The following is a 24,231-nucleotide window of genomic DNA, read 5'->3' as shown; positions in this document are numbered from 1 at the left end:
GGTGTATTCCACAAAGGACCGGCGTGCGCCGCGGCCGCCACCACGGCGCACGCCGGTTGCTCAGGGGTAACTCACCAGGTTGACGGCCTTGGTCCCGGACGGCGTGGCCGGGCCGGTGTTGTTGATCACGTGCGTGATCGTGCCCTGGTAGTTGAGCGACACGGTCACCATGTCGTGGAACCGGACACCCGGCGTGTTCGGCGCCTCGTACGCGTGCGCGCTGGCCACGGCCGGGTTGGTGCTGAAGTAGCAGTAGCTGCCCAGGCCCCACGCTTCGTGACTGGTGACGTTCGGGCCGACCTTGTAGGCGGAGAAGCCCTGCGTCGAGCCGTTCATCCAGCTCGCCTGGTTCGGCACGTCGTAGGGCATCTCGTTCTGGAAGAAGTAGGTGCGGCCGCCGTTGCCGTTCCAGACCACCTGCGTCTTCTGGTAGTGCTCGACGAAGAGGCCGTACATGGTGACGTCGTTGCCGTTGACGACCAGCCCGGTGTCGGCGGTGTTGGTGGTCCAGCCGACGTACTCGTTGCGCTCGGCGTGGTCGGCGCGCCAGATCCACATGTGGTCGCCGATGACGTTGCTGCTGTTGACGACCAGGCTGGTCGCCGCCTTGCCGACGGCGGCGCCGCCGATCCGGAAGAACACGTCGTGCAGCGACGTCGGGTTCGCGGCGTGGTTCGCGCTCGCACCGGCCGGGCCGACCTGCATGAGCGTGTTCGAGCTGGTCGTGCCGGCGTCGATCAGCAGGCCGGCGATCTTGACGCCGTCGACGTCGTCCACGGTCATCGCGGTGATGCCGTTGTCCGGGATCAGCGTGGCGATGCCGAGGCCGAGCACGACGGTGTCCGGCCGGGTCACCCGCAGCGTCTGGTTCAGGTGGTAGACACCGGGCGTGACCAGCAGGTTCTTGCCGGCGGCGAGCGCGGCGTTCAGGTCGGCGGCGGTGGCGCCGGGCTTGGCGATGTAGAACTGGTCGATCGGCAGGGAGGTGCCGGGAGCGGCGCCGTTCGCCCAGCTCGTGCCGGACGCGTTGGTCTTCACGCCCGGGACGAACACCTGGTACTTGCCCGCGCCGTCGATGTAGAGGAACGGCTTCTCGCGGGTCACCGGCGTCTGGCCGACGGTGGTGTAGGGCGGGCTCGGGAAGGTGTTCGCCGGGGCGCCCTGGACGCCCGCGAAGACCATGTTCCAGTTCGAGCCGTTCCAGCTGCCGAACTGCGAGTTGCGGGAGATCCACTGCTGCTGCGAGCCGGAGCGGACCTGGCCGTCGATCTTCGTGTCGGAGATCCAGCCGCCGCTGGCCCAGCCGCCGTCGTCGAGCTGCAGGTCACCGCGGACGTGCATGCGGCGGTAGGGGGCGGCCTGGCTGACGGCCCAGCGGTCGGCACCGCCGTTCGGCGTCACGGACAGGTTCTCGGCACCCCGCCAGAAGTTCTGGGTGGCGTTCTGCGGCGGGAACCAGTCGGCCTCGACGTGCACGGCGCCGTTGATGTTCACGGCGTCGGGGCTCAGGCCGAGGCCGAGGACCTGCGTGTAGAAGCCGACGTTGACGTCGTTGGCGTAGGTGCCGGGCTTGAACATGACGGCGTAGCGCTGGCTGCCGAACTGGTTGCGCTCTTGCTGGGAGAAGATGCTGTTGAGCCGGCTCTGGATGGTCGAACTCGGCATCGACGGGTCGAAGATCACCACGTTCGGGCCGAAGTCGGGCTGTCCGGGCTGGCTCGTGTTCACGGGCGTCAGCATGAAGGATTGGGCCCCGGTGCCGTTGCAGGTGTACTGCTGGAGCTGCACATCGCCGGTGGACGCCCCGGGGACGTCGAGGCACTTCCCGCTGTTGCGGCTGACGAAGTGGTACCGGCTGTTGCCCTCGTCGACGGCCTGCCACTGCTGGTTGGCCCCGCCCCCGTAGGTCCAGAGCTGCAGCAGGCCACCATCGGCGGCGGAGACGTCCTTGACGTCCCAGGCGGCGGCCGGGTTGGAGCGGGCGTTGACCCGGAAGTAGCCGTCCCCGGTGGACTGGAACTGCCACTGCTGCGAGGCGGTCTGGTTGCAGGCGTACTGCTGGACAACGGTCCCATCGGCCGTCCCGGCGCCCCGCGCATCGACGCACTTCCCGCTGTTGACGGCGGCAACGGTGTACCACCCGTCCGGCGTCACGGCGGCACTCGCCGTGGCCGTCGTCATGCTTCCGACCAGGACCGACGCTGCCGCGAGCAGCGTCATCACCCGCCGTCTCGTCATCGAAGCCTCCTCTGCCGCACCTGCGGCGTCATCGAGAGGTGTGCCCGGTGTTGAAGACGCGGCGTAACGGGCGGGGACCTCGGCGTCACAACCGCGCAAAATGTAACGGCGGCCACAGGGGGAGGTCAATACAGGACTAAAAATAAGGTGTGAACGTGCAGGTCAGGGGCTTCGCGGGGTTGTGGGTACCCCCGCGTGGAGGCCGTCTGGGCGGGGTGTACTGTATGGGCATACGAGATGCGGAGTTCACCTTCGCCTCGGGGCTATGGCGCAGCTGGTAGCGCACCTCACTGGCAGTGAGGGGGTCAGGGGTTCGAGTCCCCTTAGCTCCACAGTGACGAAACACCGCCCACCGGATCCAGAGATCCAGGTAGGGCGGTTTTTTCGTTGGTCCGGATCTTGAGTTTCGTCAAGAAGAAGTTCAGCTACCGACGAGTCCTGTCTCCCCGGACGCAGTCGGGCGGAGTTAGCAGCGACCACGACCCGTCGCGCACTTCGAGGCCGCCATGCAAATCGATGACCCACTTTGGCAGTCCGACGCCGAACCGCTCGGGCGACCAAGGCAGTCCGGGCCCCAACGGCTCCCCCGCCAGCTATACAGGCCAGCTCCTCTACACGCCGGCCGGCGCCGCCGATCTCGTCGCTGGCACCTGTTCCGGTGGCGCCACGAGGTTCTTCGCGGAATCAGCTTCCTCTCTGTCGCCTATGGAGCGATCCTGGACACGCACCACGACGCGACCCCTCACCACAGGCTCGGTCCAGTACGACATCTCCGGCAGGTTGGTCTTCGCCAACGGGATGCCGCCCGCGGCCCGCAGCCGTGCCGCGGCGGTGGCGTCGGCCTCCGGCACGTGATCGGCGAACAACGACGATCCCCGGGTGGTCCGCACACCCGCGGTGTCGAACGAGTCCTTGATCGCGAACGGCACGCCACCCAGCGGCCCAGCACGGTGACGAACGCGTTGACCCGCTCGTCCACCGCCTCGATGCGATCCAGATGCGCCTGCACGACCTCGACCGCGGTAACCTCGCCGACGGCTATCAGGCGCGCCAGTTCTGTCGCGTCGATGGGAGCCGGCCGCGGCGACGCACAGACAGAACTGTCTTGGGAGGGCCGTGATGATCCCGGCCCTCCCAAGACAGTCCGGTACGAGGATCAGATCTTGCCCGCGGCCACGTCGGCGACGGTCACGCGGAAGGCCTTGTAGTTCACCACGTAACGCTTCGACGATTCCGCCGAGGTGATCTCCTCACGGATCGGCAGGCCGTTGCCGGCGTTGATGATGAGGACGTCCGCACCGCCGCCCAGGATGGCGGGGGGTGCCGTGAGGGTCAGCGCGGCCTGGCCGTCGACGTTGGTCTTGCCGACGATCATGTCCGGGATGGTCGCGTACAGCTTCAGCACGCCCGCGCGGACCTCCGCATCGGCGGCGTTGGCGAACAGCGCGTGTTCGGCGTTGCTCCACAGGTGGTTGTCGATGAGGTTTTCCAGGTCCTTGCCCGTCGGACGCGGTTTGGGGGCGGGAACCGGCTTCCCCGCCTTGCGGAACATCTCCGCGGTCTCCGCTTGGGCGGCCGCCCAGGCCTTGTCGGCCTCGGTGGGGCTCAGGCCGACTCCGAGAGCGTTGTTGGACGCGGTGATCATCGCGATTCTGGCCTTGTCCACGTCGCCCTTCGCAGCGAGGCGGGCCGCCGCCATCACCTTCCCGTCGTACGGCGTGGCAGGCTCGGCGTGGCCCCCGGCGACTGCGTCCGTCAGGGACTTCGCCGAGTCGCCCGTGAACTGCAGGCCCTTGTCGGTGTAGAGGGTGTAGGAATGTTCCGGTTTGTCGTCGGGCCCGAACTTCGTGTTGATGATCAGCGACGCGTCTCCTGGCTGCATGCCGGCCGCCTGGACCGCGGAGGCCAGCTTCACCAGCGGCGCCTCGACCGCCTGCGACGCCGCGCCGGACGGGACGGCCGGGGCGTTGCCACCTGTCGTACCCATCACCACGGCCGCCGTTACGGCTGCCGCGCCCGCGGCGGCGACGCCGGCCTTGGGCCAGGAGAACCAGCGCTTCGGTCGCACGACCGTGGCCACGGGCTCCTCCATCGCCGTCTGCAGTGCCGTGCGGGCACGGTCATAGGCCTCGGGCCCGGGGGACGGCACGTCACGCAGCTTCTTCATGAGATCCATTTCGTCCATCAGTTGTCTTTCACGTTGTCGGGACTTGCAGCAGCGCGACGACTTCGGGGGCCTCACGCAACGCCTTGCGCGCCTGGTGCAACAGGCGGCGGGCCGTGCCGGCCGGCATGTCGAGCACCCGCCCCGCCTCGGCGACGGTCAGGTCCTCCCAGGCGACCAGGCCCAGCACTTCCCGCTCTTCCGGTTTGAGCCGGGCCAGTGCGCTGCTCAGCAGTGCCTGCGTGTCCACGCGGGCATCCACCGCCGGCCAGGGATCCCAGTCACTGGCCACGCCGGCCAGGTCCGGCGCCGGCTCCTCGGCCGGTGCGGACCGCCAGTGCCGGCGCAGCCTGTTCAGCGCGACCCCGTACAACCAAGGCCTGGCTTCGGGGTACGAAAGGTCATAGTTCGCGCGGGACTCGTAAGCCGCCACCCACACATCGCCGAGCACGTCCTCGGCGGCCTGCCGCCCCACTCTGCGCGCCAGATAGGTCCCGATCGCGGTCTCGTGCCGGCTGATCACTTCCGCGAAGGCATCGGTGTCTCCGCGCAGCGACCTGCCGATCAGTTCCGCGTCTGACGACATGAAGCTCCTCGGGTTTCGCTTGCCCTGACACCCCGTCTTTGCCAACGCGCGCCCGAAGCGTTCAAGTCATGTCACCCCACGACGACATCGCTGGTCAGAAGCCAGGCTGGTAACTGAGACGTAACTCACAACGGTCCTCCTTGAAACCCAACGGTCGACAATCGACGACTATGACCGCGCGGATAGGACCGGTTCCGGCAGATCCCTACCCCTGGCCGTACGACAGTGTGGTGCCGATCGACCGGGTCGCCTTGCTGTGCATCGACTGGCAGACCGACTTCTGCGGACCCGGTGGCTATGTCGAGCGGATGGGCTACGACCTCGAACTCACCAGAGCGGGCCTGCCCGGCACGCAGAAACTCCTTGCCCACGCCAGAGACGTGGGCATGTTGGTGATTCACACCCGGGAAGGTCACCTGCCGGACCTGACCGACCTGCCGCCCAACAAGCGTTGGCGTTCGGCGCGGATCGGGGCGGAGATCGGCAGCGCGGGGCCGGCCGGGCGCATCCTGGTACGCGGTGAACCGGGCTGGGAGATCGTCGACGAGGTCTCGCCGCTGCCCGGCGAGGTCGTGATCGACAAGCCGGGCAAGGGCGCGTTCTACGCCACCAACCTGGATTTGGTGTTGCGCGCCAACGCGATCAGCCACCTCATCCTGACCGGCATCACGACCGACGTGTGCGTGCACACCACGATGCGCGAGGCCAACGACCGCGGTCTGGAATGCCTCATCCTGTCCGACTGCACCGGCGCGACCGATCCGGGCAACCACGCGGCCGCGCTGAAGATGGTGACCATGCAGGGCGGCGTGTTCGGGGCCGTGGCCACTTCCGATGCCGTGATCGGGGCGATCACCACCGACGATTGACCGAAACGAAAGGGCTCGACAGCCGATGACCACTCCTCTCCGGGTCGACGCCGACCCCACATCGTTCCTGTTCGAGCCCACCACCACCGCGCTCCTGGTGATCGACATGCAGCGGGACTTCGTCGAACCGGGCGGGTTCGGCGAAACGCTCGGCAACGACGTGAGCCGGTTGCGCGGGGTCATCGCTCCGCTCCAGCGAACCCTCGCCGCGACGCGCGCCGCCGGCGTGATGGTGATCCACACCCGCGAGGGCCATCTGCCGGACCTGTCCGACTGCCCGCCGGCCAAACTCGAGCGCGGTCGCCCGTCGATGCGCATCGGCGATCCGGGTCCAGGGGGCCGCATCCTCATCCGCGGTGAACACGGCCACGGCATCATCGACGAACTCGCGCCCGTCGACGGCGAGCTGGTGATCGACAAGCCGGGCAAGGGCGCGTTCTACTGCACCGAACTCGGCACGGTCCTGGCCACTGCCGGCATCACCTCGCTGGTCGTGACCGGCGTGACGACCGAGGTCTGCGTGCACACCACCGTCCGTGAGGCCAACGACCGCGGCTACGAATGCCTGGTGCTGTCGGACTGCGTCGGTTCGTACTTCCCCGAGTTCCAGGACGCCGGTCTCGCCATGATCTCCGCGCAGGGCGGCATCTTCGGCTGGGTCGCACCGTCGGCCGCCTACCTCGCCGCGATTTCCGTTCTCGCCACCCCGGCCCGTTGAGATCCGCGGAAAGGTTCCGGTCATGTCCATCTTCGCGCGCTCCCGCAACCGCTCCGATTCCGATGTCGAACTGCCGTTGTGGGTCAGCGGTGACCTCAACGCGTTCTTCGGTCTCGGCTTCAACGTCCTGGTGAACGTACTGGTGCTCTCCGGGTTGTGCCTGGGCGTCGCGAAGATCTCTTCGGGCGACGTGTACGGCGTGATCCTGCCGGCCCTGGGCATCCAGCTGCTGATCGGCAACGTCTACTACACCTGGCTCGGCAGACGCCTGGCCTACAAGGAGCGCCGCACCGACGTCACTGCCATGCCCTACGGGCCCAGTGTGCCGCACATGTTCATCGTGACGTTCGTGATCATGCTGCCGGTGTACCTGAGCACGAATGACCCGATCAAGGCGTGGCAAGCGGGCCTCGCGTGGTCGTTCATCATCGGATTGATCGTGCTGGCCGGTGCGTTCGTCGGCCCCTACATCCGGCGGTTCACGCCGCAGGCGGCGATGCTGGGCACGCTCGCCGGCATCTCCATCGCCTTCATCTCGATGCGTCCGGCCGGTCAGATGTGGGCGGCCGCGTGGATCGCGCTGCCGGTGTTCGCGTTGCTGCTCATCGGTTTCTTCGCCGGCGTGAAGCTGCCGTTCGGCATCCCGATCGGCCTGGCCGCCCTGGTGGCGGGCACCGCCATCGGCTGGATCGGCGGCTTCATGCACCCCGCGGACGTGTCCGCGGCCGCCCGGGACATCGTGACCGGCCTGCCGTCGTTCCAGTTCGACCTGTTGTGGCACGGCCTGTCCGAGATCGGCCCGCTGCTGGCCACCGCCATCCCGTTGGGCATCTACAACTTCACCGAGGGTATGACCAATGTGGAGAGTGCCGCTGCCGCGGGCGACCACTTCAACCTGCGCAGCGTGCTGCTGGCCGACGGCATCGGCGCGATCGTCGGCTCGGCGCTCGGCTCGCCGTTCCCGCCTGCTGTCTACATCGGACACCCAGGCTGGAAGGAGGTCGGCGGCCGCACGGCGTACTCGATGCTGACCGGCGTCGTCATCGCGCTGATGTGCTTCGGCGGCCTGTTCGGCCTGCTCAGCGCGCTGCTGCCGGTGCCGGCGATCGTGCCGATCCTGCTGTACATCGGCCTGCTGATCGGCGCGCAGGCCTTCCGGGTCGTCCCGCGGCCGCACGCGGTCGCGGTGGTCATGGCCATCATCCCCAACGTCGCGGCGTGGGCGACCGGCCAGATGGACAACGTGCTGTCGGCGGCGGGCACCAGCGCGGCCGAGGTCGGTGAACCCGCCCTGGAGAGCGCGGGCGTCGTCTACCAGGGCCTGCACCTGCTCGGCGACGGCGCCATCCTGGCCGGACTGGTCCTCGGCGCGATCACCGCGTTCCTCATCGACAAGCAGTTCTGGTGGGCCGCCGGCTACGCGGCGGCCGGCGCGGTGCTGTCGTTCGTCGGGTTGATCCACGCCCCGCAGATCGGCTGGAACGCGGGTGGCGGTCAGGTCGCGCTGGGCTATCTGTTCTTCGCCGTGGTCTGTGCGGTGTTCGCCCTGCTCCACCGCGATTCGACGTCCGACGCCGAGCCGCGACCAGCCGCCACGGACATGATCGACGCATCCGCCTCATGAATTCCACCGACCGGGTCGCCGAGCTCGGGACCACCGGGCCCGTTGTCGACGACCCAGCCGTGCACGCCGAGGTGTCGGCGGCCTTCGCACGCTACGAAGCCGCACTGGTGGCCGGCGACCACGCCGTGCTGAACGAGTCGTTCTGGGCCAGCCCGGCCACCGTCCGGTTCGGCATCGCCGACCACCAGCAGGGCATCGACGAACTGCGCACGTGGCGCGCCACGCAGGGACCACTCGACGGCCGGGAAACCCACGACACCCGGATCACCACCTTCGGCGCCGACACCGCCGTGGTGACCACCCTGTTCCGCTACCCCGGCCGGCCGGTCGTGGGCCGGCAGAGCCAAACGTGGGTACGGATGCCCGCCGGCTGGCGAATCGTCAGTGCCCACGTCTCGGAGATCGGCCAGTAGGTACGTCCGTGGCGACGGTCCATGCGCGGGGTCAGTTCTTCGGCACGCGTGGCCGGAGGAGGTTTTCCAGGTTCGCTCGCGCGACCTGCTTGAGGAATTCTCCGCGGTAGGTGGCGTCACCGGAGTCGTGCATCGTGTCGGTCATCGAGACCGCGGCCGCCTGTCGTTCCCAGGTGTGGGTCAGGCAGGTGTCCGAGTAGCTCTCCAGCAGGTTCCCAGCGTTTTTTCCGACCTGGTGGATGATCGCTTGGGCGAGTTTTTCGGCGTCGTGCAGTGCGAGGCTCATTCCCTCCGCACTCATCGGGGAAATCAAGTGCGCCGCGTCGCCGAGGAGGTAGAGCCTTCCGTACCTCATCGGGCTGAACACCACACCGCGCAGCGGCACGACCTGCTTGGTGCCGATCGGCCCCCTCGGCACAGGTTCGCCGAACCGCGTGCCGAGCTCGCTCCAGACGCGTTCGTCCGGCCAGTCCTCGACGGTGTCGGTGACCGGGCACTGCAGGTAGACACGGCTCGCGTTCGGTCCGCGGGTGATCTGGGCGGCGAAGCCGCGGGAATGCACCGCCATCACGGCCGGCGGATCGGCGGGCACCTCCGTCATGACGGTCAGCCAGGCGTAGCCGAACTCGTGGGTGTGGCAGGTGAGGAAGCCGTCGGGGATGGCCGTCCTGGTGACGCCCTGGTGGCCGTCGCTACCGGCGACGAAGTCGCAGCCGATCACCGTGGTCGAGCCGGCGGTGTCCCGGTAGCGGACCCGGGGATGCCCGGTGCCGAGACCGTCCAGTGCGATGTCCTTGGCCTCGAAACGGAGGTCGCCACCGTCACGCAGGAATATCCTGATCAGGTTCCGGACCAGGATCTGCTGCGGGAGGAAGGCACCCTCGGCGTCCTCGTAGTCCATTTTCCATTCGCGCTCTTCACCGTCGACGATCAGCGGTATCGACTCGTCGGAGGAATTGTGACCGGGCCCTTCGACGGCCTCTCCCACGCCCCATTCGTGCAGCATGCGCACGCCGCGGGCGTCGAGCGACCCGGCCCGTTGCCGGTTCTCGACGTACTGGCGGCTGTGCTTTTCCAAGATGACGCACCGGATTCCGCTGCGCTGCAGGAAGGTGCCGAGCGCGAGCCCGGCGACCCCGCCGCCCACGACGACCGCGGTGGTGTTTTCTTCTGTTGGAGTCATGATCGCCACTGTGGCCGGGCCGGTGATTGCCGTCCACCGATATCCGGACGGGCAATAACGAAAACCCGCCAACATTCCTATTCGCCGCGGTCGCGCAGGCCGGCCTGGTAGCGCCCGGGGGTTTGCCCGACGACGGCGGTGAACGCTTCGATGAAGGTCGAGGGGTTCGACCACCCGCAGGTGATCGCGGTGTCGGTGACGGAGTCGCCGTCGGTGAGCCGGATGAGGGCGTGGTGGATGCGCAGGATGGTGCGCCAGCGGTGGAAGCTCATGCCGAGATCGGTGTGGAACAGGCGGCTGAGGGTGCGTTCGCTCGTCCCGGCGGCCCGCCCCAGTTCGGCCAGGGTCGTGTTCCGGCCGGGATCGGCGTGCAGGAGATCGGTCGCGGCGCGCAGCCGGTCGTCGCGCGGCTCGGGCAGGTGGAAGGACTGCTCGGGAATCTCGCCGAGTTCGTCGAGCACGACCGCGCGCAGCCGCCGGTCGGCGTCGGCGGATTTCGTCCGGTCGCCGGTCAGCGCCAGAATGCCCTCGCGCAGCAGGGGCGACACCGCGAACACGCAGGGGTGCTCGACCAGCTCCCCGCACTCGTCGGCGGGGACGGCGAGGATGCGGGCGTCGGTCCGGCCGTAGAAGCGGTGCGAGTGCTCGAAACCTGGCGGCGTCCAGGTGATCCGATCGGCGGGCGCGATCCAGGTGCCGTACTCGGTCGTGGTGGCGAAGGCCCCGGCTGCCGCGTACACCAGTTGCCCGTCGCGGTGGGAGTGGCTTGCGAGGTGATAGCCGTGCGGGAGCCAGCCCGCGCCTTGCGGCGTCCGCTCTTCCGGCGGCGCGGAAGATTGGCGGGTTTTCTGCATCGGAGGCCAGCTTACCGGTGGTACGGCACCTTCGGTAACGGACATGCCGCTGCTACTTTTCCGGTGGCCGGGTTCCGCCGCGTCGGTCAGCGCCGCAGACCATCGCCCTGCCATCCGCCGTGGGCCGGTAGCGTTTGCCCGGTCCGGCCGGATCTCCTCCAAAATCGCCGAGCTCCAGCTCGTTGGCCAAGAGGGTTCGGACGTGCCGGCCATCCCGCCACGACACACGCTCATGCCGAGGAGTGGACGTAGTAAGGCGTGCGCCATGACCCCGCCGCCGACGGGTGCACACCTGGCTTCGGCCGGGCTCGGCTGAGTCTGACCACTGAGTACTGACGACACGCCGATCGAGCCGCCGACCACAGGGCCGCGTTGCGTCGCGACATCGGCTGCGAGTCGGGTTTTCGTCAGGTCCGGCAGCGGCCGGCCGGGAAGACGGTCTGGGCCGAGATCGGCCCCACTGTCCATCCTTCCGGATAAGAACGCCTGTTTGACCGGCAGGGTGTCCGGGGTACCTCCGCGCTCGAAGCGAGCCGCCACCCGCTCAGGGGTGGCGGGTCCCCCGGAAAAGGAGTTCCCCCACCGTGATCGTCCTCGGCGTCATCCTGATCATCATCGGCTTCCTCATCGGCATCCCGGTGCTGTACACGATCGGCACCGTGCTCGCCGTCGCGGGCGTCGTCCTCGCGATCCTCGGCGGGACCGGCCGTAAGATCGGCGGCCGCGCGCACTGGTACTGAGCCCGGAACGGGCCGGAAGCCCTCGCTTCCGGCCCTTTCCGTGCGCGAACCGGCTCGGCGGCCACCACGGTCGCCAGCACGCGATCTCGCTCCAGGCAAGTGCTACGCAGCATCTGCGCAGGTCTTCGATTCAGCGAGTAAGTGCAAGGGGACTTTTTTCTGCCGGCTTGGTCCTCCAGAGTCGAGATACCCCTGGTACTCGTGGCATTCGGGGTTGAACTTGCCCGCAGCAACGGCCCGCTGCCCGCAGCCTGGCCCGTTGGAAGCACTCGACCGTTTCGTAGTGGATCGCGGAGGAGCGCTTGCTACCGATGTCGTCGGCGCAGATGACGTCGATGGCCAGCTTCCAACGCCTGCGCCCGTTGACTCGGTGAGGCCTCAGGCGTCATACACGGGAGTCGAGTTCAACGAACCCGACGTTATGATCCCACCTCGTCGATCATCGGATCAGTCTTGAGTAGCCGCAGAGCGTGCACCTCGGCAAGCGGCGCTCGGCAGCACAACGCAGGGACCGGCCGCGACTGACACAGCTCGTCAATGCGGGTTCCGGCCGCACGGCACCGCCCGACTCAATGCTGCTCGACTGGCTCCAAGCTCGGGCCGCGCTCCATCCGCACGTTTGTTCGTAACGAACGCTGGCGGGTCCTCTCACCAATTTCACTGGGGCAAACTCCCTGTTACAACTGCGCTGAACAGCACACAGTTGCCAGCGACGATGGTCAAGCGCATCATTTCACTAGGCGATTCTCTATCGCGCAGGTCAGAGCCATGATCGACCCTCACTGGCAGTGAGGGGTTCGAGTCCCCTTGGCTCCACATCGCAACGAACCCCTTCGTTTCAGTCTTCCAGGCTGGTCGGAGGGGTTTTCTGCGTTCCGGCTCGGATCTTCGGTGATCGGCTTACGGCGTGATCTTGTGCTCCTGCTGGGGCAAAACTGGAGCACTGCCCCACCCCCGTTCCGACGCTGAGACGGTCTCTCGATCGTCCGCGGATCGAGATCCAGCGACCGGAACCACCGCCTTGGCCACTCAGCCACCGTGACCGCGCTGCCGGCCGGATCGATCCACACCCGCCGACGCTGATCCACCTCCAACCCGGCGGCATAGACCCCAGCATCACGCCGCGAGCCAAATCCGGAGACCGAACGAACACCACTACCCAACCGTGGAGTTCCCCGGCGCAAATATCTCCAGCGTCCGCCCTCAACGACGATGCAGGCGCCGACCGGCATCCCAGATGCGCAGATCGCGACGACCGGTCTGTACAACACTCTCGTGCCGATGAGGGTGTGTTGCTGCCGTGGCCAGCAAATTGTCGCTCTCTACGGGGCTGGCTGAAGGGTTTCTGCGCCTTCCGCTATCGGTCCAGGACCGCGAGCAGAGGGTCGAGCGAATGAAGGAAACGCATGTGCTCCGGGCCGTGTCCCACGGTGAATCGCACGTGATGCTGAAGTCCCGGGGTGTCGCCCATGTCGCGGACGCGGAAGCCGCGGGTGCTCAGCTCGGTCGTCAGCTTCTTGGCGGTGAACTCGCTCTCGCACGGCACGTGCAGGAAATTGCCGCCGGATGGTGGTGCGTGGACAGCGCGACCGGCCAGCCATTCACGCGTCGTTTCGCGAGTTCCCGCGATGTCCGCCCATACCTGCTCGAACGCCCGGTGGCGGCCGGGGGTGGCGCACAACGCCTGGAGCATGAGCGTGTTGACGTGGGATTCCTGGCCGAAGGCACGCAAGAATCGAATGATGGCGCCGTCGGCGAGCGCAGTGGCGAGTCTGCCCCCGGCCAAACCGAAGCTTTTGGACCAGCTGAACAGGACGAGGCAGTTCGGCCCGGCCAGTTGTGCCAGCCGACGGTAGTCGCCAGAAAATCCCGCGTAGCAGCCATCGATGACCAGCAAGTGGCCGCGAGCCCGACACGAGGCCGCCAGCGCGGTCAGCTCGGCCCATGCCGGTAGGTGGCCGTCCGGGCCGTTTGGCCACGACACCGCGACGATCGAAGACACGGACGCTTCAGCCGCGACCCGCATCTCGTTGAGCCATCGCCTGGCGGGGTCCGAAGGCTTGCGGACCCGCGTCACCCGCCACCCGCCGGCCAACGCCGCCGCCGTGGTCCAAGCTTCGTAGTTCGGGTCTTGCAGCACGAGCCTGCCGCCGTAAAGCTCGCGAGCCGCCGAAACCAGCAATCTGATGACTGAGTCGGAGCCGGGGGCGAGCAGGATCTCGTCTTCCTCCCGCCCGAACAGCTTGGCTGCGGAATCCAATGCTCGGTCCTGAACCGGGTACCGGGTCAGCGTCCCCGGCCGGAAGTCCGCGACCAGACCGGCGACCAGGTCTCCGACAGCAGGGTGAATCAGCTCGTTCGAGCTGAAGTTGGCCCGCGGGTCGTACGTGCGCCGCGGTCGGACGACGGGGTCGGGCCAGCGTGGTCCCGGACTCGTCATGGTGCTCCCCCTGGCAGGGTCAGCCGGAGCGCCGCCCGGCGTGCGACCTGTTCATCGATCCCGAGCAGTGCGTGCCGGGCGACCGCGTCGGCCGCCAGCCTGTCGATCTCCGCCAACGTCCGGACGGGTACGGACGGAGGGAGGACCAGCCGACGCAACACCGCAACGGGGGGTTCGCCACGCGTCGACGCGTACTGGTCGACCCACTCCCCGGCAGCCGTGAAGAACCGCGCGGTCAAGGCGAAATCGCGAACTATCCACCGCGGAGCCACACCGAGCACCCGGAGCACGACCATCACCACCAGCCCGGTCCGGTCCTTGCCGAGCCTGCAGGTGACCACGACCGGCGAGGGATCGTCTGCCAGGATGCTCATGACCTCGCCCGCAACCTCGAACGCCCGGGGCAGGAGCCGTCGGTAGTGCGCGACGAAGTAGGCCGCGTCACGAGTGGCGCCTCCTCTTCCGCGATGCACCGGATCGCTCATCGTCAGCCGGCGCACCAGGATGCCCTGGTGGTCGGGTTCGTCGACCACCTCTCCGTCGCCGCGCAGATCGACCAGCCGGACCCGCCCGTGACGGGCGGCCAGGACCCTGGCGACCGGCGGAATCGCGGACGTGCCGGAACCGCACCGGATCAATGCGTCGAACGCGGTGCGACGGCCGTCCCGCAGCGGCAGTCCGCCGAGATCGCGCGTGTTGATCACCCCGGCGCCCGTCCAGCAGCGGCTTCGCACGTCCACTCAACGACCCCGGGGCGAGCCCACGGCGGACAGGCGCTTCTTGATCCCGGTGAGCAGCGTCTCCGCCCGCAGGGAAAGCAAGCTGAACGAACCCGCGTCGCCGAGGCCGTGACTGCTCTCACACAGACCGTTGAGGAACAACGGCCCCACTCCGGACGCCTCGTCGGCGGGCTGGACGAAGTAGTCCCGGTCCACCTGCAGCGTGCCCCGCGCGTCCGTGGCGAAGTCGCCCGCCAGCCCGTCGAGCACCGGAGGGTGCGGCTCCTGATCGATCGCCGGGCCGAGGTCGCGGAATCCGGTGGCCAGCACCACGGCGTCCACCACGACCACCTCCTGGTCGCCTCGGTGCCGTTCGCGCAGGGACAGTTCCACCTGGCTCCCGACCATCCTGGCTGCGGTCACCTCCCGATTACGGTAGGTGAACAGCCGCCTCGTACCGTCGATCTGGTCCTCGTAGCGGCGAAGGTAGAGCGCGTCGATCACGTCGCCGTCGACAGCCGAGTAGTTGGTTCCACGCAGCTGCGAGTCCAGATCCCGCTTGCTCTCCGCCGAAGCGTCGAAGTAGTAGTCGGTGAACTCGGGGAGGAACGCTTCCTCGGAAAACGGGCTGGTGTCCTTCAGTCGCGGGCCGAAGCCCCGCATGATGCTGAGAATCGCACCTCGCGGGAAACCGGAGTGCAGGTCGAGGGTGATCTCGACGGCGCTCTGGCTCGCGCCGATCACTGCGACTCTCGGTGCCTCCTCGCGCTCACGCAGTTCGGCCACTCTCCAGCGGTATTCGTTGCTGTGGAAAACATTCGTACCGAGAAGAGGAGTGAACAACTCCGGGATGTACGGTGTGCGCCCCGTTCCGACGACCAGCGAATGCCCGCGGTAGCTCTGCCCCGACCGGGTTTCCACCACGTAGTGCCGGTCCGGCCCCGGCGCCCGGGTCACCCGCACCACCTCGCGCTCGTACTCGACGACGTCACCGAGTTGCTCGCCGGCCCAGCGGACGTACTGCGCGTAGTCACGACGAAGGGGGAAGTGCGCCGGAACGTTGAGGAACGCCAACAGCCTCCCCTGCTCGTGCAGGAAGTTGACGAAGGTGAACCGGCTTCTCGGATTGCGGAGCGTGGCCAGATCCCGGATCGGGTTGTTCTGGATGTCGGAGCCCCTCAGGAGCATCCCGGGCTGCCAGCTCACTTGCGGACGCGCTTCGAGAAACCGCATGCGAAGTTCCGGTGCTTCCTCGGCGGCGGCCGCGGCGAGCGCGATGTTCGCCGGACCGAACCCGATGCCGACGACGTCGTGGATTTCCTCCTGGCCGCCCATCACCGGGTCCGTCCGAACGCCAGTGCCGCGGGAACGCGCTCGGTCGACGGTGTGCGGTAGCCGTCACCGCCGAAGATCAGCTCCAGATAGTCGGCGGGCGTGTGACCGCGGAGGGTGATCTCTGACGGCGTCACGAAGGTTTGCCGGTTGAAGGCGCTCAGCTCTCGCTCTGTCATGTCACCGTGCATCTGCTCGTAGGGCGTGTACAGCGTCGGCCGGACTCTGGCGCCGGCCGCGCGGATGATCTCCATCGTGCGCCGGGTTCCGACCGGAGTCGTCCCCGGCAAGCCGACGATCACGAAGCAGTTCAGCTCGATCCTGTGCGTCCGGCACCAGCCGACGACCTCTTCGAAGCGCGCCCGGGCCAGCTGCTTGACTCGGGGAAGTTCCCCGGCGGCGGCCTCCTCGAACGTTTCGACGCCCACGCTGATCCGCACACACCCGGCCGCGGCCATGTCCGCGATCATTCCTTCGCTCAGGTGGTGGAGGGTGGTCGCGCACTTCCAGGCATAAGGCCGTGGTTCCGCGCGGAGCGCCCCGCACAGCTCGGCCACCCACTTTTTGTCCAGCGTGAACGTCGGCGCGTAGAAAGCCACGTACTCGAAGGGGTGGGCGGCGAAGGCGTCTCGGATGTAGCTCGCCGTCGCTTCGACCCCCAGCCGTCGTTCGCCGCGGCCCTGCATCGACGGCACGTCGCAGAAGGAACAGCCCACCGGGCAACCGCGAGCGACCGGCACCACCAGTTCGCGCCGTTCGGGAATGCCGCAGAACTTGTTCTGGTCGCGGCGATAAAGACTTTCATAGGCCGCATAGGGGATCTCGGACACGTCCGGCAGAACCCACTCGCCGACGGCGAGCCAGCGACCCGGCCCGCTCGGGTCCAGCCAGTCCCCGCCTTGGCGCACGTACACCCCCGGTAACCCTCTTCCCACGCGTTCGCCCGCTTCCGCCCACCGCAGCGCTTCGGCCACGCCCGCTTCGTAGTCGCCACCGGCCACGATCGCGTCGAGGTCGAGGGTCCGGAAGAACCCGGGGTTCTGATAGCCGAGCCTGCCGACTGTCACCAGGGTGGCCTCCGGGCACAACGCCCGGCAGTAGTCCGCGGCCCGGCGCACCCCTTCCACGACGTCGAACTCGTTGACGATCACCACCGCGTCGAACCGGCCCGAGAACACGAAGTCGGCGAACTCCTTCCACGAGAAGTTCAACGCACCCGCGTCGAGTGCCGCCACCTCGTGCCCTTGTCCGCGCAAGTAGGCGGCGATCGTGAAGGTGGGCAGGTGGTGGCCGGCGTTGAAGTAACTCGGCACATGCGGTGGCCAGGTGACGAGTACTCGCATCCACTGCTCCTTTTCGACTGGTTGTCACACCTGCCGGGCCGGCACGGCCCAGCCTTCGATCAGGTCCGCGACTTCCGCGGTACCGACCGTCCGAGCTTCGATCTCCCGGCGCCGCAGCGCCTTGCGCACGTTCTCGGCCCGGTCCCTCCCCCGGCTCGGCGTCACCGCCAGCACCAATCCGGCGTCCGGGTTGGTGCGGGCCGCGTCGACGACCGGCCATCGGCCGCGGAACCGGAAAAGGAGAACCAGCCACAACAAGGCACCCAGATCACGGGTCGCCTTCACTCGTGTACCCCTCGCGGCTTCGGCCGCCACGGCGGTCGGCAGACCGCCGAGATCACCGCGCCGGATCCGCCACGCCCGCGCGACCACCCGGTACAGACACCGGAACGTGCCGGTGTCGACGACCACCACCACTTCCGCGCGCGCCGCCCGGATGGGGATAGTGGGCAGGTAGTTGCCCTCGATGATCCACCGGTCGTTCGAGACGATGGTTTCCTGCCGCCGTTTCCACCACACTGGGTCCGGTCGGGTCCAGCCTGGCCCCCAGTGCTCGTCGTCGAGCCGGTGGAGCGGCAGCCCGGTCCGGCGTGCCAGCACGGTCGCCAGCGTCGACTTGCCCGAACCGGGGCAGCCAAGCACCAAGATCCGCGACACCGTTGCGCCGAAACCGTTCATCGCCGGCCGTGCACCAGCAACGAAGTGCGGTCGACTGGGGGCGCCCCGCGCACCCTGCTCACCTGGTGCCAGGAGTTGTCGGCACGGGCCAGCAGGGCGGAAGCTCCGAGTTCGGGGACGACCCGGCCGGCGACCGAGGCCGGATCGTCGCCCTCCAAGATCTCCAAGCAGCCACCCCATTCGGCTCGCCACCCCCTGGTGAAGTAGAAGATGTGGCTGAACAGCTTGTCCGCACGATCGGTGTGCGGGCTGAGCCAGTCGCCGCCGGCGTGGCGGACCAGCCGGATCTCGAGTCCGGACGCGACCGGTTGCCGCAGCAGCGCCGCCACGTCCCGCAGGTAGGTCCCCTCGGTGAGGTCGGCGATCAACCGGCGCCACACCTCCGTCAGATCGGACGGCACCGAATGTTCCCGGGTGACCAGGGGGCGGCTGAAATTGCGATAAGTCTTGTCCCTGTTCGCACCAGTCACGTCCATTCGAGTGAATTCTCCGGACGGGAATTCCGCCGCCAGACGCTCGGCGACCTCGGCCCCGAACAACTCTCCAGGAGCGGTTTCGAGCCAAACATAAGGTTCACACCTTGGTTCTCGGCGCGCCCAATCAGGATTCAATACAGACATTGCAGGCCCCTTGGTACGCGACTCTTCACTCGGCGCGCAACGGCACACACCGGACACACCGGACACGGCGATTCGCCAGCGCAGCACCGCGGCACGCGAATCGCCCACTTCACCCACCGTGAACAGGCACGATGCGACCCAGTGTCGCCGCGGCACAATGCCAGACCTTCGAAGCCGGTGCGTAATCAGCGCGCGTCTATGACGTCGAATCAATCTGGACTGCCGCTGAACGCTGCCCCACCTTAGCGAGCGCCCTCCCAGCGCGATCCGTAGTACAGCACGGCGCAAATGAGGGCGTCAACCCCTTGATCCACCTCATTGGTTCGTGTACTGCTTGAGAAGCAAGCCTTCGGGGAGGGGGGCCAAATTGTGTGCCTTGCGTAGCGTGCTCACAGCAAATCAAGCCGACACCGTATTGACCGTCAATGGCGGGCGCCGGATCGCCGGCGCGGTGGCGACACAGGGCTTCAAGCATTCACTGGTGACCGTGGTCGCCGCCGCGCTCGCGGGGCAAGCACCGGTCTCGGTGGCGAACTGCCCGGACGTCTCGGAAACGCAGGTGCTTGCCGGGCTGGTGAACGCGCTCGGCGGTCGTGCGCACCTGTACGGCCGCACCCTCGTCGTCGACGGCAGCGGTGTCGCCACCGCGGCGCTGGACCCGGACCTCGCGAGCCGGATCCACGGCAGCGTCTACCTCGTCCCGGCGCTGCTAGGACGTTTCGGAGCCGGCTGGATCCCCAACGCGGGCGGCTGCCGGATCGGCAACGATCCCGGTGGCGGCAGGCCGGTCGAGCAGTACGCCGACGTGTTCCGCCGGTTCGGCGCGATGGTCGAGCCCAGCCCGATCGGCGGTCTCGATGTCACCGCCGATCGGCTGACCGGCTGCCGAATCGACCTGCTGGACTACACCGCCGATCGCCGGTTGCGCAGTGGTCCGCTGTACTCCGGCGCCACCAAGACGGCGCTGTTGACCGCCGCGGTAGCGCACGGCACAACGGTCTTGCGGCACCCGTACCCCAAACCGGACGTGACCGACCTGGTCGATGTGCTGCGCGGGCTCGGCGCGGACATCGACGTGGCCTCGCCGGAGCAGATCGTGGTGCACGGCCGCGGCCCCGACGTCCTCCGGACCCCGCTGTCGCACACCTTGGTGCCGGACCTGATCGAGGTCGTCACGTGGATCTGCGCCGGCGCGGTGCTCGGCAGCGCTCCGCTGCGGGTCACCGGACGCGGCATGGCACGCGCCACGCGGGCACTCGCCCCGGAGTTCGCGGCGTTCGAGCAGCTGGGCCTGCGCATCGACCTCCAGGCGGACGCGGTTGTCGCCCACCCGGCCGAGGGGCTGAAGCCGATCGACCTCGTCGTCGGCTCGCACGGTGTGTTCAGCGACAGCCAGCCGTTCCTGGCACTGCTCGCGGCACACGCCACGGGCCGCTCGACCGTCACCGACACGGTGTGGGCCAACCGGTTCGGCTACCTCGACGGGCTACGGACACTGGGTGTCGACGCCCAGCTGAACCGGCGGTCGCTACGGCTGACCGGACCCTGGACGCCGAGTGCCGCCGAGCGGGCGATCCACGCCACAGACCTGCGGGCCGCGGCCGTGCTCCTGCTGGCGGCGCTCGCAACACCCGGGACCACCAGGGTCTCCGGCACGGATCATCTCGTGCGGGGCTACGCCGACCTGCCCGGCCGTTTGCGAGCGCTCGGTGCCGACGTAGCCGCCGAACCTGCCAAGCCCGTCGAGGAAGGAAATTAGCCCATGCTCGACACGGCCGTGCTCAAACACCATCCCGCCGACTTCCTGGTTCGGGAGAACCTCGTCACCGCGCTCGTCGACCACGCCGACGCAAGCCACCACTACCTGCTGTTGCGCAAGTCCGGCTACACCACTATGGAAGCCGTCCGGCTCATCGCCGACCGCCTCGGGCTGCCGGCCACGGACATCACGTACGGCGGCCTGAAGGACGAAGACGGCGTCACCGAGCAGCTCGTCGCGTTGCCCGTGGGAACGTTGACGGGCCAGGACATCGAGCCGTCGATCTCCACCGATGAGGGGGAGCTGAGCCTGCAGCACTACGGCTACGGCGCGGACCCGTTGCGCATCGGCGGGCTGGAGGGCAACGGGTTCCGGGTGGTGGTGCGCAACCTACCCGAAGGGACCGCAGCGGAGCTGGCCGATCGACGGAAGATCAACCTGTTGTTTCTCAACTACTACGACACCCAGCGGTTCGGCGTCCCCGGCGGCCCCAAACGGACGCACTTCGTCGGCGCGGCTCTGCTCGAAGGCGACTACAGCACCGCGCTCCGGGAGCTTGCGGAGCTGCGGGCTCCGGAAAGCGCTTCCGCACGGGCGTGGACCGGCGAGGCCGCCGCCTACTTCCACCACGAACTCGATCCGCGCACTGTGGCGTTCTACCTCGCAGCACACTCGTCTTCTTTGTGGAACAAGACCTTGCAGAACCTCGTCGAAAGCACCTGCTCCGGTTGGATCCGGGTCGAGCAGGAGGGGTTGCCCTACCTGTATCCGACCGGACGCGGCTCCGGTGCCGCGGTCATGGCCGTGGCCCCCGATCTTCCCTACCGGCGCTACACCTTCGAGAACGGCGTGCCGATCGGGACAGCTTCAACCAGGCCTACCGTGGTTCAGACCGTGGTGGCGGTATCCGGCCTCGAAGCCGACCCGTTCCACCCCGGCCGGTTCGCTATCACCGCGCGCTTCTTCCTGCCCTCCGGCTGCTACGCGACGGCCGCCATACGCCAGCTCCTGGCGCACCGGGACTGAACCCGCACGCTTCCACCCGTCCGTCGGCCCACCGGTCGTGAAGGGATAACCAAGCATGCTCGACACCGACCGCGGATTCGCTCACAGCACGGATCCGTTCACCATCCATCTAGCCGAAAACGTGCTCTCTCCTGACTCGGTGGCCAAGCTCGAAGACTCCGCGCCCACCGAAGGGTTCGAACGCATCGAGGTGCTCGACCCCGAGCACGAGAAGCAGTACGCGATGAACCTGCTCTACCTGCAGAAGGACAGCGAGCTGTGCCCGGCTGCCGCCACGGTACCCGCCCCGTGGGCCGAGTTGATCACCTCGCTGCGGTCGCCGGAATTCGTGACCTGGCTCGAGGCGGGGACCGGCCTCGGGCTGCGGGCGCTCCCGACCGACATCGGCGTGTACACCCACTTCGACGGTGACTACATTTCCGTGCACAAGGACAAGCCAGACAAAGCGCTCACCGCCATCCTCTACCTGAACCGGAATTGGCCCGAGGAACTGGGCGGTCTTTACGAGGTACGCGCCTCCGAAGATCCAGCCGTCCCCCCGGTGCGCAGCATCGCCCCCCGCGGCGGGCAGCTGCTCGCTTTCCCGCCAACGGCCACTTCCTGGCACGCGGTGTCCGAGGTGCGCACGGGCGGCACGCAGACCCGGCTGACTGTACAACTGGAATTCTGGCTCGACAACCGCGGGAGGCGGCACTAGTGCTCGCTGTCGACCGGGTTCCTTCGGTGCGGACCGAACTTCCGGGCCCGCGCAGTCGGCGGTTGCTGGACCGCCAGCAAGAGCGCGAGTCCGCCGCTCGTTCCTATCCTCGGCGCCTCCCGATCGCACTGAAGCGCGGATCCGGCTGTTTCGTCGAAGATGAGGACGGGAACGTCTTCATCGACTTCTTGAGCGGCGCCGGCGTACTCGCACTCGGCCACAGTCATCCCGAACTCGTCGCAGCCGTGCAGCAGCAAGTCGCCGTATTGGCGCACGGCTTGGACTTCCCCACCGCGGTCAAGGACGACTTCACCGGCAAGTTGCTGGATGTCATGCCGACGTCGATGCGCCAGGACCTGAGGCTGCACTTCTGCGGGCCGTCCGGTGCCAACGCGGTCGAGGCCGCGATCAAACTGTGCAAGAAGGCCACCGGACGTGGTGAGGTCGTCGCGTTCCAGGGCGGCTTCCACGGGATGACGCATGGCGCCATCGCCGCCTCGTCGGAAGGCGCCTTACGCACGAACCTGGCCGATGTCATGCCCGGCGTCCACTTCCTGCCCTTCGGCTACTGCCATCGCTGCCCGATTGGCTTGACGCCGTCGACCTGCGAGACGAACTGCGCGACCTACGTCGAGCGCGCGCTCTCCGGTTCGCACACGGGCATCGGCAAACCCGCCGCGGTGCTGCTCGAGCTCGTGCAGGGCGAAGGCGGCAATGTGGTGGCACCCCGTGCGTTCGTCCGCCGGGTCCGCGAGGTCACCGCGCGGCTGCAAATCCCCCTCATCGTCGACGAAGTGCAGACCGGGTGCGGCCGCACCGGCCGGTGGTTCGCCTTCGAGCACTACGACATCGAGCCGGACGTCGTGGTGCTGTCGAAAATGCTGTCCGGCGTCGGCATGCCCGCGGCGGTGATCGCCTACCACCGGCGGCTCGACACTTGGCGGCCGGGTTCGCACACCGGCACCTTTCGCGGCAACCAGCTCGCTTTCGCGGCCGGCGCAGCGTTCCTCGAGCTCGTGGAGCGGGACGGGGTGCTCGGCAACGTGCGGGACCGGGGCAGGCAAGCCCTCGAGTCGCTGGCATCCGTCCGGCGCGCGCACTCCGGCCTCATCTCCGACGTGCGGGGGCTCGGGTTGATGATCGGGGTGGAGTTCAGCCGCCCGGACGGCGAGCCGTGGGCGGAAGCGGCGGCGTTGGTGCAGCGGAACGCGTTGCGGCGCGGGCTCATCTTGGAGATCGGCGGGCACGGCGACGGCGTGGTCCGCATGCTGCCGCCATTGATCGTCGACGAATTCATCATGGCGAACGCTATGGCCCTGTTCGGTGAAGCTGTCGATGCCGCCGCGAAGGAGCTTCGATGACCTCGATCGCCGTGGACCTGTCCCGGGTCTACCGCCACCGGCTCGTGCTCGTTTCACCGCCGAGGACCGGCTCGACACCGGTGGCCAGGCTCCTTTGGCAGCACCCGGCGATCGGTTTCCACTGCCACGAGCCGTACGAAGCCCGCTACTGGGGCGGTCAGGGCGCCGAGTCGGTGGCGACGTGCCTGCGAAACCCGATGTCGATCGCCGGGGGACAGCGTGTGCCGCTGCGCCAGGTCCCCGGTGGGAGCGGCCTGCTGGTCAAAGAGATGAGCTTCCAGCTCAACGAAGACCAGTTCGCCGAGCTTGCTGCGGTGGCCACCGCACCGATCGTCTTCGTGCTCCGCGACCCGCGGAAGTCGACGGTGTCGCGACTGCGAATCGTGCGCGAGCTCTACGACGGCGACCGGTTCCCGGCGTTCGAGAGTGGCTGGCCGTCGCTGGCCACCCAAGTCACGTGGTGCCGGAGGAACGACGTGCGCTACGTGCTGATCGACTCCGACGACCTGCGTGCGGCCCCGGCGGGAACGTCGGCCGCGCTGCTCTCGGCGCTCGGTCTGGCGGAGTCCGGGCCGGTACACGTCTGGGAACCCCGTCCGGGGCTGCAGCTGGTCTCGCCGGAGGTCGGCACGTTGATGAGCGCCGCTCGCACGGCGGACGACCCCTTCTATCGCCGGGTTCTCGCCAGCCGGGGCATCGAGCCCCCGGATCACCCGGAGCCGGAGGTCGAGGACGTCTTGATCGAGAAAGCCGGAATGGCCGACGACGTCGCAGCCTGGGCGAAGCTGCACGCCAGCCTGCGCCAAGACCCCAACTTGCTGGTCGCCGGAGGTGCGACATGACGGCGACAGACTCAAGCGGACGCGG

Annotated in this window: 22 protein-coding genes and 1 tRNA gene; 11 read left to right on the top strand and 12 right to left on the bottom strand. The window is 68.0% G+C overall.

Going from position 1 to position 24,231, the window contains the following annotated elements; all coding sequences use genetic code 11:
- Positions 1–60: 60 nt before the first annotated feature.
- Entirely contained in the window at positions 61–2,238 is a 2,178-nt protein-coding gene (locus tag ACWDN5_RS12160; RefSeq protein WP_449676270.1) for an RICIN domain-containing protein, read from the bottom strand.
- Between the two features lie 259 nt (positions 2,239–2,497).
- On the opposite strand from ACWDN5_RS12160, the gene ACWDN5_RS12155 reads away from it, so the two are divergent.
- Positions 2,498–2,570, top strand: a tRNA-Ala gene (locus ACWDN5_RS12155).
- Positions 2,571–2,849: 279 nt separating this feature from the next.
- Here the strand turns inward: ACWDN5_RS12155 and ACWDN5_RS12150 are convergent.
- The 3 genes from ACWDN5_RS12150 to ACWDN5_RS12140 form a co-directional block, all read right to left on the bottom strand.
- Entirely contained in the window at positions 2,850–3,167 is a 318-nt protein-coding gene (locus ACWDN5_RS12150) for an amidase family protein (protein ID WP_449676269.1), read from the bottom strand.
- Between the two features lie 227 nt (positions 3,168–3,394).
- Positions 3,395–4,423 (bottom strand): hypothetical protein, encoded by a 1,029-nt coding sequence (locus tag ACWDN5_RS12145; RefSeq protein ID WP_449676267.1) that lies wholly within the window; start codon positions 4,421–4,423, stop codon positions 3,395–3,397.
- 10 nt (positions 4,424–4,433) lie between these two features.
- Positions 4,434–4,988, bottom strand: a complete 555-nt coding sequence (locus tag ACWDN5_RS12140) for an RNA polymerase sigma factor (RefSeq protein ID WP_449676265.1) — start codon at positions 4,986–4,988, stop codon at positions 4,434–4,436.
- Between the two features lie 170 nt (positions 4,989–5,158).
- On the opposite strand from ACWDN5_RS12140, the gene biuH reads away from it, so the two are divergent.
- The 4 genes from biuH to hpxZ are packed head-to-tail and all read left to right on the top strand — an operon-like array spanning position 5,159 to position 8,612.
- Positions 5,159–5,857, top strand: a complete 699-nt coding sequence (biuH, locus tag ACWDN5_RS12135) for a biuret amidohydrolase (RefSeq protein ID WP_449676263.1) — start codon at positions 5,159–5,161, stop codon at positions 5,855–5,857.
- Positions 5,858–5,882: 25 nt separating this feature from the next.
- On the top strand, positions 5,883–6,575 hold the full coding sequence (locus ACWDN5_RS12130; protein WP_449676262.1) for a cysteine hydrolase family protein: 693 nt from the start codon (positions 5,883–5,885) through the stop codon (positions 6,573–6,575).
- 22 nt (positions 6,576–6,597) lie between these two features.
- Complete coding sequence (locus ACWDN5_RS12125; RefSeq protein ID WP_449676260.1) at positions 6,598–8,199, top strand: regulator; 1,602 nt, start codon at positions 6,598–6,600, stop codon at positions 8,197–8,199.
- Positions 8,196–8,612 (top strand): oxalurate catabolism protein HpxZ, encoded by a 417-nt coding sequence (gene hpxZ, locus ACWDN5_RS12120; protein ID WP_449676258.1) that lies wholly within the window; start codon positions 8,196–8,198, stop codon positions 8,610–8,612. The genes ACWDN5_RS12125 and hpxZ overlap by 4 nt, the downstream gene beginning before the upstream one ends.
- Positions 8,613–8,643: 31 nt before the next feature.
- On the opposite strand, the gene ACWDN5_RS12115 is transcribed toward hpxZ, so the two are convergent.
- Together ACWDN5_RS12115 and ACWDN5_RS12110 are read right to left on the bottom strand one after the other, a co-directional pair.
- Positions 8,644–9,795 carry a 4-hydroxybenzoate 3-monooxygenase gene (locus ACWDN5_RS12115; RefSeq protein ID WP_449676257.1) on the bottom strand — a complete coding sequence of 384 codons (1,152 nt, stop codon included), beginning with the start codon at positions 9,793–9,795 and terminating at the stop codon, positions 8,644–8,646.
- A 77-nt stretch (positions 9,796–9,872) separates the two neighbouring features.
- Positions 9,873–10,649 carry a helix-turn-helix domain-containing protein gene (locus ACWDN5_RS12110; RefSeq protein WP_449676256.1) on the bottom strand — a complete coding sequence of 259 codons (777 nt, stop codon included), beginning with the start codon at positions 10,647–10,649 and terminating at the stop codon, positions 9,873–9,875.
- Positions 10,650–11,233: 584 nt separating this feature from the next.
- Here ACWDN5_RS12110 and ACWDN5_RS12105 point away from each other — a divergent pair.
- Positions 11,234–11,389: a hypothetical protein gene (locus ACWDN5_RS12105; RefSeq protein WP_310975985.1), complete on the top strand. Its 156-nt coding sequence runs from the start codon at positions 11,234–11,236 to the stop codon at positions 11,387–11,389.
- A 1,357-nt stretch (positions 11,390–12,746) separates the two neighbouring features.
- Here ACWDN5_RS12105 and ACWDN5_RS12100 read toward each other — a convergent pair.
- The 6 genes from ACWDN5_RS12100 to ACWDN5_RS12075 are packed head-to-tail and all read right to left on the bottom strand — an operon-like array spanning position 12,747 to position 18,302.
- Entirely contained in the window at positions 12,747–13,829 is a 1,083-nt protein-coding gene (locus tag ACWDN5_RS12100; protein ID WP_449676254.1) for an aminotransferase class I/II-fold pyridoxal phosphate-dependent enzyme, read from the bottom strand.
- Positions 13,826–14,569, bottom strand: coding sequence for a tyrosine-protein phosphatase (locus ACWDN5_RS12095; protein ID WP_310975983.1), 744 nt, complete (start codon positions 14,567–14,569; stop codon positions 13,826–13,828). The genes ACWDN5_RS12100 and ACWDN5_RS12095 overlap by 4 nt, the downstream gene beginning before the upstream one ends.
- Positions 14,570–15,883, bottom strand: coding sequence for a SidA/IucD/PvdA family monooxygenase (locus tag ACWDN5_RS12090; protein ID WP_449676253.1), 1,314 nt, complete (start codon positions 15,881–15,883; stop codon positions 14,570–14,572). It lies immediately after the preceding gene.
- A complete protein-coding gene (locus tag ACWDN5_RS12085) occupies positions 15,883–17,223 on the bottom strand; it encodes a B12-binding domain-containing radical SAM protein (protein WP_449676251.1) in 1,341 nt (446 codons plus the stop codon). The genes ACWDN5_RS12090 and ACWDN5_RS12085 overlap by 1 nt, the downstream gene beginning before the upstream one ends.
- Positions 17,224–17,247: 24 nt before the next feature.
- The gene (locus ACWDN5_RS12080) at positions 17,248–17,901 is read right to left on the bottom strand and encodes a P-loop NTPase family protein (RefSeq protein WP_310975980.1); all 654 of its coding nucleotides are present in this window, start codon (positions 17,899–17,901) and stop codon (positions 17,248–17,250) included.
- Entirely contained in the window at positions 17,898–18,302 is a 405-nt protein-coding gene (locus ACWDN5_RS12075) for a 2OG-Fe(II) oxygenase family protein (protein ID WP_310975979.1), read from the bottom strand. The genes ACWDN5_RS12080 and ACWDN5_RS12075 overlap by 4 nt, the downstream gene beginning before the upstream one ends.
- Before the next feature lie 544 nt (positions 18,303–18,846).
- Between ACWDN5_RS12075 and ACWDN5_RS12070 the strand changes: the two genes are divergently transcribed.
- From ACWDN5_RS12070 to ACWDN5_RS12050, 5 genes are read left to right on the top strand one after another with little or no spacing between them, the layout of a single operon-like run.
- Positions 18,847–20,280: a hypothetical protein gene (locus ACWDN5_RS12070; RefSeq protein ID WP_310975978.1), complete on the top strand. Its 1,434-nt coding sequence runs from the start codon at positions 18,847–18,849 to the stop codon at positions 20,278–20,280.
- A 3-nt stretch (positions 20,281–20,283) separates the two neighbouring features.
- Positions 20,284–21,306, top strand: coding sequence for a tRNA pseudouridine(13) synthase TruD (gene truD, locus ACWDN5_RS12065; RefSeq protein WP_449676249.1), 1,023 nt, complete (start codon positions 20,284–20,286; stop codon positions 21,304–21,306).
- A 55-nt stretch (positions 21,307–21,361) separates the two neighbouring features.
- Positions 21,362–22,003, top strand: coding sequence for a 2OG-Fe(II) oxygenase (locus ACWDN5_RS12060; RefSeq protein WP_449676248.1), 642 nt, complete (start codon positions 21,362–21,364; stop codon positions 22,001–22,003).
- Positions 22,003–23,364, top strand: coding sequence for a diaminobutyrate--2-oxoglutarate transaminase family protein (locus ACWDN5_RS12055; protein WP_449676247.1), 1,362 nt, complete (start codon positions 22,003–22,005; stop codon positions 23,362–23,364). The genes ACWDN5_RS12060 and ACWDN5_RS12055 overlap by 1 nt, the downstream gene beginning before the upstream one ends.
- A complete protein-coding gene (locus ACWDN5_RS12050) occupies positions 23,361–24,206 on the top strand; it encodes a hypothetical protein (protein ID WP_310975974.1) in 846 nt (281 codons plus the stop codon). Before ACWDN5_RS12055 ends, ACWDN5_RS12050 begins: the two co-directional genes overlap by 4 nt.
- Positions 24,207–24,231 lie beyond the last annotated feature (25 nt).

The organism is Amycolatopsis sp. NPDC003731 (assembly GCF_053586895.1).
Note: the sequence above shows the minus strand (reverse complement) of the source record. Positions and strands in the feature narration are given on the sequence as shown.